13 protein-coding genes are annotated in these 15,651 nt (G+C 66.9%); 2 read left to right on the forward strand and 11 right to left on the reverse strand.

Annotated features, from left to right (window positions below):
* The 5 genes from ACTG4J_RS09660 to ACTG4J_RS09680 all read right to left on the reverse strand — a co-directional run.
* The coding region (locus ACTG4J_RS09660; protein WP_439139055.1) for a class I tRNA ligase family protein at window positions 1-468 on the reverse strand (468 nt) is incomplete at its 3' end.
* Between the two features lie 180 nt (window positions 469-648).
* Window positions 649-1,362: a VIT1/CCC1 transporter family protein gene (locus ACTG4J_RS09665; protein ID WP_439139057.1), complete on the reverse strand. Its 714-nt coding sequence runs from the start codon at window positions 1,360-1,362 to the stop codon at window positions 649-651.
* A 45-nt stretch (window positions 1,363-1,407) separates the two neighbouring features.
* Window positions 1,408-2,319 carry a DMT family transporter gene (locus ACTG4J_RS09670; RefSeq protein WP_439139058.1) on the reverse strand — a complete coding sequence of 304 codons (912 nt, stop codon included), beginning with the start codon at window positions 2,317-2,319 and terminating at the stop codon, window positions 1,408-1,410.
* 31 nt (window positions 2,320-2,350) lie between these two features.
* On the reverse strand, window positions 2,351-3,352 hold the full coding sequence (locus ACTG4J_RS09675; protein ID WP_439139059.1) for a YcjF family protein: 1,002 nt from the start codon (window positions 3,350-3,352) through the stop codon (window positions 2,351-2,353).
* A gap of 94 nt (window positions 3,353-3,446) precedes the next feature.
* Complete coding sequence (locus ACTG4J_RS09680; protein ID WP_439139072.1) at window positions 3,447-4,859, reverse strand: YcjX family protein; 1,413 nt, start codon at window positions 4,857-4,859, stop codon at window positions 3,447-3,449.
* A gap of 121 nt (window positions 4,860-4,980) precedes the next feature.
* Between ACTG4J_RS09680 and truA the strand changes: the two genes are divergently transcribed.
* Window positions 4,981-5,751, forward strand: coding sequence for a tRNA pseudouridine(38-40) synthase TruA (gene truA, locus ACTG4J_RS09685; protein WP_439139061.1), 771 nt, complete (start codon window positions 4,981-4,983; stop codon window positions 5,749-5,751).
* Window positions 5,752-5,837: 86 nt separating this feature from the next.
* Here the strand turns inward: truA and ACTG4J_RS09690 are convergent, their stop codons facing one another.
* From ACTG4J_RS09690 to hrpB, 4 genes are all read right to left on the reverse strand, one after another.
* Window positions 5,838-6,824, reverse strand: coding sequence for a DUF2235 domain-containing protein (locus ACTG4J_RS09690; RefSeq protein ID WP_439139063.1), 987 nt, complete (start codon window positions 6,822-6,824; stop codon window positions 5,838-5,840).
* Window positions 6,825-6,891: 67 nt separating this feature from the next.
* On the reverse strand, window positions 6,892-9,189 hold the full coding sequence (locus ACTG4J_RS09695) for a xanthine dehydrogenase family protein molybdopterin-binding subunit (protein WP_439139064.1): 2,298 nt from the start codon (window positions 9,187-9,189) through the stop codon (window positions 6,892-6,894).
* A 108-nt stretch (window positions 9,190-9,297) separates the two neighbouring features.
* Window positions 9,298-11,427 carry a selenide, water dikinase SelD gene (gene selD, locus ACTG4J_RS09700; RefSeq protein ID WP_439139065.1) on the reverse strand — a complete coding sequence of 710 codons (2,130 nt, stop codon included), beginning with the start codon at window positions 11,425-11,427 and terminating at the stop codon, window positions 9,298-9,300.
* 73 nt (window positions 11,428-11,500) lie between these two features.
* The gene (gene hrpB / locus ACTG4J_RS09705; RefSeq protein WP_439139067.1) at window positions 11,501-13,909 is read right to left on the reverse strand and encodes an ATP-dependent helicase HrpB; all 2,409 of its coding nucleotides are present in this window, start codon (window positions 13,907-13,909) and stop codon (window positions 11,501-11,503) included.
* 152 nt (window positions 13,910-14,061) lie between these two features.
* Between hrpB and meaB the strand changes: the two genes are divergently transcribed.
* A complete protein-coding gene (gene meaB, locus ACTG4J_RS09710) occupies window positions 14,062-15,054 on the forward strand; it encodes a methylmalonyl Co-A mutase-associated GTPase MeaB (RefSeq protein WP_439139074.1) in 993 nt (330 codons plus the stop codon).
* An 8-nt stretch (window positions 15,055-15,062) separates the two neighbouring features.
* On the opposite strand, the gene ACTG4J_RS09715 is transcribed toward meaB, so the two are convergent.
* Together ACTG4J_RS09715 and ACTG4J_RS09720 are read right to left on the reverse strand one after the other, a co-directional pair.
* Complete coding sequence (locus ACTG4J_RS09715; RefSeq protein ID WP_439139068.1) at window positions 15,063-15,293, reverse strand: RND transporter; 231 nt, start codon at window positions 15,291-15,293, stop codon at window positions 15,063-15,065.
* A partial coding sequence (locus ACTG4J_RS09720; RefSeq protein WP_439139070.1) for a hypothetical protein occupies window positions 15,290-15,651 on the reverse strand: 362 nt, incomplete at its 5' end. The genes ACTG4J_RS09720 and ACTG4J_RS09715, both read right to left, overlap by 4 nt.

A 15,651-nucleotide genomic window follows, 5' to 3' on the forward strand; every position in this document is an offset into this window, starting at 1 on the left:
GCCCAGCCGCTTGAATTCCTCGCGCTGGATGTCGATCCAGCCTTCGGCGAAGCGGCGACATTCTTGCCGGAAATCGACGACGTCGATTTTGTCCTTGTCCTGACCCTTGGCGCGATAGGCCTCTTCGATCTTCCATTCGATCGGCAGGCCGTGACAATCCCAGCCGGGGATATAGCGCGCGTCGAATCCCGACATCTGCTGGGAGCGCACGACCATATCCTTGAGGATCTTGTTCAGCGCGTGCCCGATATGAAGATGCCCATTCGCATAGGGGGGGCCATCATGCAGCGTAAAGGGCTTGCGCGACCCATCCTTGGCCTTGGCGCGCAGGCGATCATAAACCCCGATCTCTTCCCAGCGGGCCAGCCAGCCCGGCTCGCGCTGGGGAAGCCCTGCGCGCATCGGGAATTCGGTCTTGGGTAGGTTCAGCGTGTCCTTGTAGTCCACGTTCGGCGTATCGGCGCACATCTCGGGCGCTCCCTATCTTTGCGATGAGTGGGCAATAGTGGCGGCGGTGCGATTGCTCAAGCACCTCAATCCCGGCGGCTCACTGGATCAGAGCGCCGGGCCCGTAATTCGAATGATGTGAACCACGATATGCGTCATGCTTGGCGGTATAGGCCCGCGCCCCCGCCGGGTAAAGGGGGCTCAGGGCGCAAAGAGCCGCCCCACTGCATAGGCTACCCCCGCCGCCGCCCCGCCGATGGCCAAGGTCTCTAGCCCCGCCCTCCACCATGCGGTTTCTGACCACAGGCTCTTGGTCGCGCCGATGGCGAAAAAGACGCAAAATGTCATGACGGCCGCCAGCATGAACGCGTCGCCCAGCCCAAGCGCGAAAGGGGCAAGCGGCACGGCACCGGCCAGCACGAAGGCCGCGAATGTCGCCCCCGCCGCGCGCAAGGGGCGCGGGGCGACCGGGGCCAGCCCGTATTCATCGGTCAGCATCAAGGCGACCGCGGCCGCCGGATCACGCATGATCTGATCGGCGGCTCCTTCCAGAACATCGCCGTTCAGCCCTTTTCGCCGCAAGATCTCGTGGATTTCGGCGCGCTCGCCCGCCGGGTTCTGGGCCAGTTGGCGGCGTTCGATCCCGGCCAAACGTCGCGCATCCTCGGCCTCGGCCTTGGTGCCGGTGAAATTGCCCGCAGCCATTGAAAACCCATCAGCCAACAGGTTCGCCACCCCCAACGCAATGATGACCTCGGTCGGTAGATCGGCCCCCGCCACGCCTGCCACGATGGCGAATGTGGTCACCGCGCCATCGATACCGCCATAGACCACATCCCGCAAATCGCCCCGCCCGGCGGGTGCGGCGATACGGGCGGCGATCTCTGACGCGGTGTGGCCATGTTCGCGTGCCATGGTCGCAAGGCTAACGGATTTCGCCCCACCAAGGGTTGCGCGCGCTCAATCCGCCCGGCTGAGCCGTCGCTCGCGCGCCACGATGTAAAGCCCCGCCGCGATGGTCACCGCGATCCCCGCCAAAGCCAATCCATTGGGAAATTCCGCGAAAAACACCAGCCCGACAAGGGCCGCCATCGGGATTTCAAGGTATTGCATCGGTGCCAATGTCGATGCCGGCGCATAGCGCAGCGACCAACTCATCAACAGATGCCCCAGCGATCCGGTGATCCCGAGCGCCACCAAAAGCCACAGCGCGCCTTGATCGGGGGGGGCGATCCAGCCGATCAGGGGAGGGTTGCCACCCATTTCCGGCAAGACCAGCAGCGCCAACAGGATCGGCAGGCCGATGATGCCGCCCAATCCCTGTAGCGCGATGGGATCGATCTCTTTGGCGATTTGGCGCGTGACCAGCATGAACAGCGCAAAGATCATCGCCACCCCCAGCGGCAAAAGCGCGGGCCAGCCCACGGCGGCGAAACTCGGTTGCACCACCATCAGCGTGCCCACAAAGCCCACGGTGCAGGCCATCATGCGCCGCCGCCCCACCTCTTCGCCCAAGACGTAATGGCCCAAGAGCAGCATGATGAAGGGCATGACGAAGGCGATCGCCACCGCATCGGCCAAGGGCAGGAACCGCAGCGCGCTGAACATCATCGCGATGCCGCAAATCTGCAGCACGCTGCGCAAGGCGGCCAAACGCACCACACGGACCCCCGGAAAGATCACCGCCCCCCGCCAGAGCGCCAGCGGCAGCAAAAGCCCCGACTGCGCGATGAAGCGCACCATGATCAACTGCCACAGCGGGAATTGATCACCCAGCATCTTGGCCAGCGCATCCGAAAAGGGGATGAGCAGGCAAAAGCCCAGCATCAAACCGATGCCAAGAAGGGGACGATCACGTTGGGAGTGGCTCATCCCCGACTATTGCCGGGTGGCTTGGGGAATGTCACCCCGTCCCCGCTCCGAACAGCCCGGTCAGCGCCCGGCGGAGCAGCGCGCTTACCCCCGGTCTTTGCCCCGGTCCGAAGGGCAAGGGGCGGCAGACCTCCATCGCGGCGACGCCCACCCGCGCGGTCAACGCGCCATTGACCACCCCTTCGCCGAAACGGCGCGAGATCTTGGACAAGACCGAGCCACCGGCGACCGAGCCGATCAGATCATCGCCGATCGCCACCGCCCCCGTGGCCACCAGATGCGTCAACACCGCCCGCGTCAGCCGCCAAGTGCCAAGCGGTCCCGAGCGCCCGCCATAGATCTCGGCGATACGCCGGATCATCCGGATATTGCCGGTCAGCGCGGCCAGCATATCGGCAAGCGCGATGGGCACCAGCGCGGTGACCGTGGCGACATGGCGGGCGGTGGCCTCGACTTCCAGCCGCGCCGCCGCGTCCAGCGGGGCAAGGAGCCGCGTCTCGGCCAAGGCCAAGAGGGCCGCCGCATCGAAAATCTCATCGCGCCGCTGCGCCAGTTCGGCGCGCGCGCCCGCCAATTCGGCGCGACCCCGGTAAAGCGCGTCAAGCTGGCCCACCAGATGCCGCGCCGCCGCCAGATCGCCCGCCGCCAGGGCGGCATCGGCCGCACCGCGCAGCTGATCGAGCCGTCCAAACCGCCGAAAGGCCAGCGCCTCGCGCAGCGCCAGCCCCCCGAAACTCACCATGAGCAGCCCCGCAAGCCCGGTGACCAGCCAGCCAAGCGCGGGGCGCGCCGCCAAAAGACCCGTGACGAAATCCCATGCCGCGATCCCGGCCATCAGTGCGATCAACCCGGTCGCCGCACTCCAGAACAGCCGCGTCAACCGGCTGGGACGCCGGCCGGCCAATCGCGCGGCCAAAAGCATTGCCCGCCCCTCGGCGATGGGTACGGCATCCGGGGGCAGGGCGGCTTCTTGCGGCATGATCGGGGCGGGATCGGCAATCTCGATCATCACCGGGCCTTTGCGGCGCGTCATCGCGATCCCCCTTGCTTCTTCGTTTCGCAAATATCCCGGGGGGAGGCGCCAGGGGTGCCGGGGGGCAGCGCCCCCCGCTGTGGTGCCGCAATCCTCATAGCCTGTCCCCAAAGAGAAATTCCGCCACATGGTCGAGGCGGATATGCGGCGGACCCTCGCCTGCGCGCAATGTCAGCGGCGCAGGCGCAAAGCGCATCACAGCATAGTCACCATCGGACCATGCCTTTTCCCCCGTCGCAGCCGGCGACAAAAGGCGCGCGGGGTCTGTCGGTAGATCGCCCGGGTCGAGCGCGACCTGTGCGCCTGTCTCCAGCAATGTACCGCGTACCAGATCGCGCATCACCCCATCGACCATGCGGCTTTCCTCGACCGTGGCGCGCAGGGCGGCCAGCGCCATGGCACGGGTGCGCGCGCCCGCGAAATCGGCGCGTCTGCGCGCCGCGTCGACCAAGGCGCCCATGATCGCGGCAAGGCGATCATGTTGGCTGTGGTGCAGATGATCGGCCTTGGTGGCGGCGAACAAGATCTTGTCCACCCGCTTTTGGCCCATCAAGCCCGCCAGGAAGGCATTCCGCCCGGGCCGGAAGGCCGACAAGATCCCTGCCATCGCTTGGCGCAGATCGGCCAGCGCCGCCGGTCCGCGATGGATCGCCTCAAGCACATCGACCAGCACGACCTGTCGGTCGATCCGGGCGAAATGGGCGCGGAAAAACGGTTTGACCACCTGCGCCTTGTAGGCCGCGAAGCGGCGTTCGCATTCGCGCGCAAGCGACCCGCGCGGCGCGGCGCCCTGGGGCAAGGGGGCGAAGGTCAGCGCCGGGCTGCCCTCCAGATCGCCGGGCAACAAGAAACGCCCCGGCGTGCAATCGGCATAGCCCGCGTGTTGAGCTGCGCGCAGATATTCCGCCCAGCCCTGCGCGAGCGCCGTGATGCGTTGTTCGTCATGTGGCCCATCCGGCGCGATCTCGGACAGCCGGGCGATATAGTCCGCACCCTCCGGGCGGCTGGCCGCGCGCGCCAAGGCGTCGCGCGCCCAATCCGCGTAATCTTGCGACAAAAGCCCCAGATCGAGCAGCCATTCGCCGGGGTAATCCACGATGTCGAGATGCACGACGCGCGGCCCCGCCAACCCGGCCAAAAACCCTGCGGGCCGCACGCGGAACGACACCCGCAATTCCGACACCGCGCGGGTGCTTTCGGGCCAATGGGGCTTGGGGCCTGTCAGCGCCGCCAGATGGTTTTCGAAATCGAAGCGCGGCACGGTATCGTCGGGCTGTGGTTGCAGATAGGCGGCTTCGATCCGGCCCGTGCGCGCGGCCTCCAGCCCCGGCATCCGCCCGCGCTCGAGCAGGTTGGCCACGAGCGAGGTGATGAAGACCGTCTTGCCCGCCCGGCTCAACCCGGTGACGCCCAGCCGGATCACCGGAGCCGAGAACAGCCCCGTCAAACCTTGCGACACACCCGCGATCTGGTGGCCAAGCGTGTCTGTGATCGTCCCGATGACCAATGCGGGCATCCTTTCACTGTGCTTCCCAGACAGTAAGCATCGCCACCGGCTATTGCGAGGGGGCAGGCGTATTGCGTTTGCCCCTTGGCGGCGGGGGGGATTTGGGCCTATGTCGCGCCCCATGCCCCGCTATGCGTTGAAATTGGAATATGACGGTGCGCCCTTTGCCGGGTGGCAACGCCAATCGGGCCTGCCCACGGTGCAAGGCGCGCTCGAGACGGCCTTGGCCGCGCTCGAGGCCGATGTGCCATCGGTCGCGGCCGCCGGGCGCACCGATGCAGGCGTGCATGCGACCGGACAGGTGGCCCAATGCGACATGGCGCGCGACTGGGACGCGTTCCGCTTGTCGGAGGCGATCAATTGGCATCTCAAGCCCGCCCCCGTCGCGGTCGTGGCCTGCGCGCGCATGCCCGATGATTGGCATGCGCGGTTCTCGGCGGTTGAGCGGCGCTATACCTATCGGCTGATCTGTCGCCGCGCGCCCTTGGTCCATCAGCGCGGACAGGCTTGGCATCTGCGTCATGACCTCGATCTGGCCGCGATGCGGGCCGGTGCGGAGCATCTGTTGGGGCGGCATGATTTCACCACCTTCCGCGCGGCCATGTGTCAGGCGGCAAGCCCGGTCAAATCCCTCGACGAGATCACGATCGAGCAGAACGCCACCCGCGATGGTCAAGCGATCGACATCCACCTGCGCGCCCGGTCGTTCTTGCACAATCAGGTCCGCTCCATCGTGGGTTCGCTCGAACGCGTGGGCGCGGGTGCATGGCATCCCGACCGGATCGGCGCGGCCCTGCGGGCATGCGACCGGGCCGCTTGTGGGCCGGTGGCCCCTCCCGACGGATTGTTTCTGACCGGGGTCGGCTATGGGCAAGATATCTTCGCACCCTGACGAAACACCGGTGCGCGTGGCACAGGGGGCTTGCGTATTTTCGGAAAGACGAAGGCCGCAGCCCTTTTCGGCATCGCCTTGCGGCGTCACGATGGCATGATCCGCAGGCGCGGCATGCCCAAAGCGCGACCAAGCCCGGCGGCGGAGGGGTGCAGAGCCTCGGACCGGTCTTGGCCGACGGGCCTTGGGGTGCGCCGCAGGAACAATACCCCGACCCCGCGGTTCATGCCGATCCCCTGTGCATCGGCATCGGTGATGTAGTGCTGGCGCCATAGCACGGGCAGGGGCAGCCCTGCGCCTTCGGCCTCGGCCAGCATCCAGACCAGCGGGATATTGGCCAATGGTCGCGCCCAGCCCAGCCCACCCAGATGGCCACCGACATCACCATGGCTGCCGCGAAACCAGAGCTGTTGCACCTGACCGCTTTCGGCCTGTTCGGGCGTCGTTTTCCAGATCATCGGGCGAAACGCATCGCGCGTTTCTTCCAAGGCCAGCGCATGGCGCGCGGCGCGGACATTCGGACCAAGGGCATTGTTGTGAAACGGATGCGGTGCCGGCACGATCTGCCATAGACCCGGCACGCCCAGACCCAAGGCGCGCACCGTGTCGTAAGCGCCCAGAAAATCGATCGGCGTCTCGGGGTGGCACAGGCGTTGTTTCAGGCGTTGCGCATCTTCGCTGCCGGGGGCCTCGCGGTAGAGCGTATAGAGCCGTTCCAGTGCTGCCCGGTCGATCCGCTCGGGCAGCAACAGTCCCAAGCGGTCGATCATCCCCGCCAGCGAACGCACCGCATAGGCACCGCGCGAATAGCCCATCAAGAAGATCTTGTCGCCGGGCCGGTAGCCGCGTGCCAAGAACAGATAGGCGCGCTTGATCTGGCGATTCAGCCCGATGCCCGCCAGCACCTCATGGGTGCGCCGCCAGCTGCGCCATTGAATTCCCGGTTCGTAATAGACCGATAGATCCGTGCCTTGGGACAGGTCACGCAACAGACGAAAGGTCAGCCCGATATTCGTTTCTTCCCCACGGGTCAGACGCGACATCGTCCCATCGAGCAGGACGACATGGGTCATGGGCGCGCGGGGCGCGTCCGGGGATGGCGCGGGACCATGCTGGCCCCTGAACCATTGTTTCAGGCGCTCACGCCGCCGCACTATCCTTCCCCTGCTGCACCATCCCCCAGACGCGGGAGGGGGTGAAGGGCATGTCGACCTGACGAATGCCCAAAGGCCACAGCGCGTCTTGCACCGCATTGGCCACCGCCGCCAGCGCGCCGACCGTACCCGCCTCGCCGCAGCCCTTCATGCCAAGGGGGTTGGCTGTGGAGGGTACGCTTTCGGTGTAGAAGGCGATGAAGGGCGTGTCATCGGCGCGCGGCATGCCGTAATCCATGAAACTCGCGGTCAAGAGCTGCCCGGTATCGTCATAGACGACATGTTCGCTTATCGCCTGCCCGATCCCTTGCACCACGCCGCCATGCACCTGCCCCTCGGCCAGGCGCGGGTTCATCAGGTTGCCGAAATCATCGACGACGGTGTAGCGATCCACCCGTGTCGTGCCGGTCTCGGGGTCGATCTCGACCTCGGTGATATGGCAGCCATTGGGGTAGGAGCGGCCGGGCAGGGTGCGGGTTTCGGTGACCTTGGCCAATTCCGCCCGCCCCGCGGCCTTGGCGCGGGAAGCGGCCTCGAGCAAGGTGATGACGACGTTCGAGCCGGGCGCACGGAACACCCCCTCGGCCGCGTCGAAACCGGTCTCGCGCTGGTCCATCGCGTCATCGAGAAAGGCACATAGCCCCGTGATCAGCGTCTCGGCGGTGGCGCGCATCGCCATCCCCTGCACCGTGACCGAGCGCGAGCCGCCCGTGCCGCCGCCCGTGGCGATCTGGTCGCTGTCGCCCTGCACGATCTCGATCGCGTCAAGCGGCAGGCCGGTTTGATCGTGCAACAGCTGGGCATAGACCGTCTCATGGCCCTGGCCGTTCGACTGGGTGCCGACATAGACGCGTGCGCCCGTCGCGGTCAGTTCGATCGTGGCGCTTTCTTGCGGATCGCCCAAGATACTTTCGATGTAATAGCAGGTGCCAAGCCCGCGTAGCCGCCCCTTTGCCGCCGAGGCCGCCTTGCGCGCGGCGAATCCCGCCACATCGGCCGCATCCTCGGCGCGGGCCAGCACCCGGTGGAAATCGCCCACATCGTAAAGCTCACCCGTCGCGCTGCGATAGGGGAATGCCGCGGCCGGGATGAAGTTGCGCCGCCGCAACTCCAGCGGATCGACCCCCAATTGCCGCGCCGCGAAATCCATCGCGCGCTCAAGCGCATAGATCGCCTCGGGCCGGCCCGCCCCGCGATAGGCATCGACTTGCGTTGTGTTGGTGAACACGCCGCGATTGCGGAAGAAATAGGTCTGCACATCATAGGTGCCGGTCAGCACCTTGGAATAGAGCGAGGATTGGATGTTCTGTCCGAATTGCGAGACATAGGCCCCGAGATTGGACAGGCTGTCGGTGTGAAAGGCGACCATCTTGAGATCCGCATCGAAACCCAAGGTGATCGTCACATCCAGATCGCGTCCCGCATTGTCGGAAAGCATCGCCTCGCTGCGGTCCGACATCCAGCGCACCGGCCGGCCCAGAACACGGCAGGCATGGGCGACAAGGAAATGCTCGGGGTAGCCCATCGCTTTCATCCCGAAGCCGCCACCGACATCGGGGTTGGTCACGCGCACATCCGCAGGCGACAGTCCGAACCAGCGCACCATGTCGCCCTTGGCCCCCCAGACACCTTGCCCGTTGAAGGCCAGATGCAGGCGTCCCTCGACCATCTCGGCAAAACAGCCCCGCGGCTCGAGGCTGTTGACGATGATCCGGTTGTCATGGCTGTGGTGGGTGATCACATGGGCGGCACCAGCCAGCGCCGCTTGCGTTGCCGCATCATCACCCATGGTGAAATCATAGGCGATATTGTCGGGCGCTTCGGGATGGACAACCGCCCCACCTGGCGCAAGGTCGAGCTTGACCGGCTCTGTCGCAAGATCGAGCATGATCAACTCGGCTGCATCCTTGGCCGCCGCTACGCTGTCAGCCACGACAAAGGCCACGGCGTCACCGACGAAACGCACCTTTTCGCCCACAAGGATCGGGCGGTCGGGTGTCGCCACCGGCGATCCATCGGCGGGTTTCACGGCGGCGAAACGCATCGCGTTCTTCAGCCCTGCCGCCGCCAGATCGGCAGCGGTCAGAACCAGATGCACCCCCGGCGCGCTGCGGGCCGCCGCGACGTCGAGCGTCTCGATCCGGCCATGCGCCTCGGGGCTACGGAACACATAGCCATAAAGCGCACCCTCGGGGGCGATATCATCGACATATTGGCCAGCCCCGGTCAGGAAACGGCGATCTTCCAATCGGGTGATCGGCTGGCTTGTCCCGAATTTGCGCATCTTCGTTCCTTTCATCTTATCCGTCGCTCTCGCCCGGTGGACACTAGAGGCCATGGCGCCACTGTCCAGAGCCGATGCCCCCCGCGCGACCATCCTTGCCCGCGACCCTCAGCGAAAGGCGATCTCGCCCGTGGTCACATGGCCGATGCAGGCAGCGCCATGCCCTGCGGCCTGCAGTCGCGTGACGAGGCCCTCGGCCAACCCGGCGGGCACTGCGGCCAAAAGCCCGCCTGCCGTTTGCGGGTCAAGCACCAAGGCCGCGCGCGCCGTGTCTGGCAGCGCGATCCGCCCGTCCAGCGCCGCACGGTTTTGCGCCCAAAGCGTCGAGCGCACGCCCGCCTCGGCCAGCCGCAACGCGCCGGGCAAAAGTTGGATGGTATCGAGCGTCACCACGGCCCCTGTGCCGGACGCCGCACAGATATTGCCCAGATGCCCGGCCAACCCAAAGCCCGTCACATCGGTCATCGCATGGGCATGGGGGGCCAAGATCGCCGCTGCATCGCCTTGTGGCGTGGTCATCTGCGCCCAACAGGCGGCGACCTCGGCGGGATTGGCGCGCATTTGCATCTCGGCGGCCAGAACTACGCCTGTGCCGATCCCCCGGGTCAGGATCAGCGCATCGCCGGGGCGGGCGCCTGCCAGTGTTATCGCGTCGCCCGCCAACAGCCCCGTGACGGTGAACCCCACGGTCAACTCGGTCCCCATCGAGGAATGGCCACCCACGATCTCGGCCCCGGCATCGGCAAAGACCGCGCGCGCGGCCGTCATCACCTCGTCCAGCCACGCGCTCTGCAACCGCGCCGCCATGCGCGGCAAGATCACATTTGCCAGTGCCGCTTGCGGCTGCGCGCCCATCGCCCAGATATCGCCCATCGCATGGATGGCGGCCGCGCGCGCGACCAGCACCGGGTCATGGGCAAAGCCGCGCAGATGATCGGTCGAGATCACTTGGCGCTGACCACCTGTCATCAGTACCGCCGCATCATCCCCGGGCTGCCCGCCCAAGACGCCCGTCAGCGCCCCGGCCCCAAGCTTTGCCCCGCAGCCCCCGCAAGGGGCGGGGCCGGCCATCTCGGCGGCGACACCACGCGCCGCGCTGCGCGGCGGGCGTGGCTGTGGCATGGCTGGCAGATCGCGCAGCTTGTCCATGAAGCGGCGGTCGATCGTGTCTTTCCAACGCCACATGGCTGGGCCGGCCCATCTCAGACCGCCCTTTTCGGCCAGCGCATCCTTGCCGCCCAGCGACACCAGCTTCAGGAAATCGCGCTGCGGCCGAAAGCGGCGGCGCTGGGAACCTGTCAGATCGGCGCGCAGGTTCCACGCGAGCACGGGTGCTGCGCGCACCGCGAAAACGCCTGCCTTGGGGCGGGGGCTTGCCGCCAGATGCACGCAATCGCCCGCACCATAGATCTCGGGGTGAGAGACGGATCTGAGCTGCTCATCCACGATCATGTAGCCATCGCGCATCGCCATGCCGCAATCAGCCAGCCAGCCATGCGGCACGGCCCCCGCCGCCCCGATGGTGAAGTCCGCGGGCACCTGCCGCCCATCGGCAAGGCCCACCGACTCCGCCCCGACCGACACGGGCGCCACCCCTTCATGCCGTGTGACGCCATAGCGGTCGAGTGCCGCCCGCAAGTGCTTCCGCCCCGGCCAGCCCTGCAAGATCTCTCCCCGGTCGATCAGCGCCACTTGCGCCGCGCGCCCAAGGCCGCGCATCCGCTCGGCACAGGCAAGCGCCAGTTCCACCCCCGCGACACCGCCCCCGATCACCGCGATCCGCGCAGGCCCAGTTCCCGCGCAATAAGCCGCCCAAGCTTGTGCAAATCGCCCCAAGGGCTTGGCGGGAACACCATGCGTGGAGAAACCCGGCAGTTCGGCCATATCGCTGGTGATCCCGATATCGAGCGACAGAAGATCATAGCCCATCGGCGCGCGCCCCGGCACGCGGACCCGCCGCGCCACCGGATCGATCGCATCGACTGCCCCCAGGATCAGCCGCGCGCCCGCGAACCGCGCCAGCCGCACCAGATCGATCTCAAGATCTTCGCGCCCGTAATGCCCCGCGATATGGCCGGGCAGCATACCGGTATAGGGGGCGCTCGGGCCGGGGTTGATCAGCGTCACCCGCACGCCGGGTACAGGCGCCATCCCCCAGCGCTTCAAGACCAGCGCATGCGTATGCCCGCCGCCCACCAGCACCAACTCTTTGACGATGGGCACCGACCCGTCCTGCATGCTTGGTCCTTCTTCGTTTTCCAAATATCCCGGGGGGGGCCGGGACGGGCGGGGGCAGCGCCCCCATGCCTGCCTATCCGCCCCGCGGCTTCGCCCGCAAGGTCGGATCGGCCGTGCGCGGGTCCTCGGGCCAGGGATGGCGGGGATAGCGCGCGCGCATATCCTTGCGCACGTCGGCGTAAGAGCCATCCCAGAACCCCGGCAGATCGGTCGTCACCTGCAAGGGCTGCCCCGCAGGCGACAAAAGCACCATCTTCAGGGCCACCCGATCGGGCCCGATGTGCGGATGGGTGGTAGTGCCGAACACCTCTTGCAGGCGCAGCGCCACCTCGGGCACCTCGCCCGCGTAATCGATGGGAATGGTCCGGCCCAGCGGGCTTTGCCATGTGGCGGGCGCCAGTCGGTCCACCCCGCGCATCGCCTCGTATCCCAGCCATGCGACCAACGCGTCATGCGGATCGAAACGGCCCAGATCGGCCGCGTTGCGCGCGCTTGCCAGATGGGGGGCGGCCCAATGCTCCAAACCCGCCAAGAGCGCGCCATCCGTGACATCCGCCACGCCAGAGACCGCGATGCGCGCCCGCAACAGCCGTGCGCGCGCGCTCCAGCCCAAGGCATCCAGTCCCAGATCGCGGATCCCCTCCATCAGCGCGGCGGCCATCGCCTCGGGCGGGGCGTCGCGCCAGGCCCGGTCATCCAGCACCAGCGCCCCGAAACATTCCTGCTGTCGCGCTTCCACCCGTCGATGGCGGCGCGACCAGTGACATGCGTTGCGCCAAATGATCGCGTCGGCAAACAGCCCGCGCAATTCCGCCTCGCTGATGGCCACGGCCTGGCGGATGCGCGCCTCGCGCGGGTCGCCGTCCAGATCGGTCGCCACGATCAGCCGCTGCCCCGCCAGCCCGTCGCCCTCGGGCATCACCGCACCCTTGCCGCCCGATAGCACATAGCGCGGCCCATCGCCCGCGCGGCGCAGGCCGACCCGGTCGGGATAGGCCAGCGCGGCTTGCGCCCCAAGGCTATTGGCAGCGCCCCCTTCGAAGCGTTTGAGCCGCTTGGCCTCCTCTCTGATCTGGGCAACGGCCCCGCGATCGGCCCCCATACCGCTCGGATCATCCAGCGCGCGCAGGCGCAGCGTCAGATCGATGCCGACACCCCGCAAGGGATCACGCGCAGCAAGAAGGGCTGCCACCCGCGCGGCACCCGCCCCACCGCGCAGGACCAGATGCCCCAGCCGAGGATGGAGCGGCAGGCCCGCCAAGGCGCGGCCATGATCGGTGATCCGCCCGGTATCGTCCAAGGCCCCCAGATCGCGCAGAACCCCACGCGCCTCGGCCAGCGCGCCCTCGGGCGGCGGCGTCAGGAAGGCCAGCCCCTCGGCCCCGCCCCAGACTGCGAGTTCCAGCGCCAGCCCCGCCAGATCGGCGGCGGCAATCTCGGGCGGGGGAAAGGCGGGCAGCGCGCCCTCGGTCCCCTTGGTCCACATCCGGTAGCAGATGCCCGGTGCCACGCGCCCCGCGCGCCCGCGCCGCTGATCGGCCTCGGCCCGGCTGACGGGTTCGGTCACCAGCCGCGACATGCCCGAACCGGGATCGTAGCGCGCCCGCCGCGCGCGGCCCGCATCGACGACGATCCGCACATCCTGAATGGTGAGCGAGGTCTCGGCGATCGAGGTCGCCAGCACCAGCTTGCGCCCCGTGGTCGCGGGTGCAATCGCCGCGCGCTGATCGGCAAAGGGCATTGCGCCGTAAAGCATGTGCAGGCCCACATCGCCGGGCAGGCGGCCCGCCAAACGCGCGGCGGTGCGGCGGATTTCACCCTCGCCCGGGAGAAATACCAGACAGCCGCCCTCTGCCTCCGAGAGTGCGCGCAGGATCAGATCGGCCACCCCGTCTTCCAATCGCCGTTCCTTGGGCAAGGGTGCATCAAGATGGCGGGTTTCGACCGGAAAGGCCCGCCCCTCCGATGTCAAAAGCGGCGCATCGCCCAGCATCGCGGCGACGGGTGCTGCATCGAGCGTCGCCGACATCACCACGATGGCCAGATCGGGGCGCAGCGCCTGCGCCACCTCCCATGTCAGGGCAAGGCCCAAATCGGCGTTCAGCGAACGCTCATGGAATTCATCGAAGATCACGCAACCCACACCGGGCAGATCGGGCGCATCTTGCAACATCCGGGTCAGGATGCCCTCGGTCACTACCTCGATCCGCGTGTGCGGCCCCACCACGCTTTCGCCTCGGATGCGGTAGCCCACGCTTTGGCCCACGGCCTCGCCCAACATCTCGGCCATCCGCTCGGCGGCGGCCCGTGCGGCCAGACGGCGCGGTTCCAGCATCACGATTTTCCCCGCGATCTGCCCCAACAGGGCCGGGGGCACACCCGTCGTTTTGCCTGCACCCGGCGGAGCCTGCAGCACGGCGCGGCCCTTATCGGCCAAGGCCGCACAGAGCGCGGGCAGGATATCGTCGATGGGAAGGGGCAAGGCGTGGGCAATCCCGATGCGAAGGCGGATCGCCGTCACATGTGGCCCCGCGCCCCCCAGCGTCAACCGTAAACCCCGGCACGGGCACTGGACATATCGCACCTTGCAGGGGCAGATCGCGGGTGGCGGCGATGGGAAAGGGCGATGCAGGCATGACAGCCACGGCACAAAGCAGCGACGATCTGGCCCCCCGCGTTCTGGCGGGCGAGCGCCGCGCATTGGCGCGTGCGGTCACGCTGGTCGAAAGCACGCGCCCCGATCACCGCGCACAGGCCACCGCCTTGATCGAGGCGTTGCGCGGCCACGGACGCCAAGCGCTACGCATCGGCCTGTCAGGCACGCCGGGGGTCGGCAAATCCACCTTCATCGAGGCCTTCGGCATGGCGCTGGTTGGCGCGGGGCTCAAGGTTGCGGTGCTGGCGGTCGATCCCTCCTCGGCGCGCTCGGGCGGGTCGATCCTGGGCGACAAGACGCGGATGGAATTGCTGAGCCGGGAGGCAGCGGCCTTTATCCGCCCCTCGCCCTCTGCCACGCATCTGGGCGGCGTCGCGCGCCGCACGCGCGAGGCGGTGGCGCTGTGCGAGGCGGCGGGGTTCGATGTGGTGCTGGTCGAAACCGTGGGGGTGGGCCAGTCCGAGACCGTGGTGGCCGAGATCTGCGATCTTTTCGTGCTGCTCTTGTCGCCCGCCGGTGGCGACGAGTTGCAGGGCGTGAAACGCGGGATCATGGAGATGGCGGACCTGATCCTGGTCAACAAGGCCGATGGCGACCTGAAACCTGCAGCCACCCGGACTGTCGCCGATTATGCCGGCGCGCTGCGGCTTTTGCGTAAACGCCCGCAAGACCCCGAAGGCTTTCCCAAGGCACTGCCGGTCTCTGCGGTGACGGGCGATGGGATCGCTGGGGCCTGGGACGAGATGCAGGGCCTCGCGCGCTGGCGCAAGGATCATGGCTGGTGGGACCGCCGCCGCGCCGAACAGTCCGCGCATTGGTTCGAGGCCGAGGTGCGCGAAGGGCTATTGGCCCGGCTGCGCGCCGACCCAGAGGTCAAGGCGGCGATGGCCGAGATGGCGGAACAGGTGGCCCAAGGCGCGCTGACCCCCGATGCGGCGGCGGCGGCGATGCTGGGGCGCTTGAAAGGCTAGGCTGCGCCCTACACCGCGCGGCGCGTCATCGTCAGCTTGGCGATCAGCGCCAGCCACGGCAGGCCGTGCAGCACCAGATCGAAGATATCGAGCGGCCTCACCAACTCCCCCGCTGCCAGCATCTTGAGCTTTTCCCAGATATGCGGCTCGGGGAAAAACGGCGCCAGCCCCCATGTCAGGCAGATCAAGATCAGCACGCTATAGGGCAGGGCGGCGAGAAGGCGGCGGAGGGCGGTCATTTCTCAGAGTATTTCTTATGCTTTACTGTTTGCCGCACTTCAATTTTCGTGGGTGAATTTGTCCTAAAGAATTCTGGCCTGTCTGATAATTCCATAAAAAGAACAAATAAATTACTCAAAAAACGATCCCGTGGCATCATCTTATCATAACCCTCTAAGGGGGCAAATTTTAGAGAGTTGCAATACCCAATGACATCCATATCGTCAAAAGACACTGTTTTTCGATGAGCAAATTTGTTTCTTATGTTCGCCAGTATACTATATGTATGCCGCTCTTCATCAGAAATTAGTCCAAGCGAAAGGCAAAGGTCGGCGGTCTTTGCTCCATGCAGACTATTGATCAAGGATTCCATTTTTC

This window comes from Roseicyclus sp., from assembly GCF_965662675.1.
GTDB lineage: Bacteria > Pseudomonadota > Alphaproteobacteria > Rhodobacterales > Rhodobacteraceae > Roseicyclus.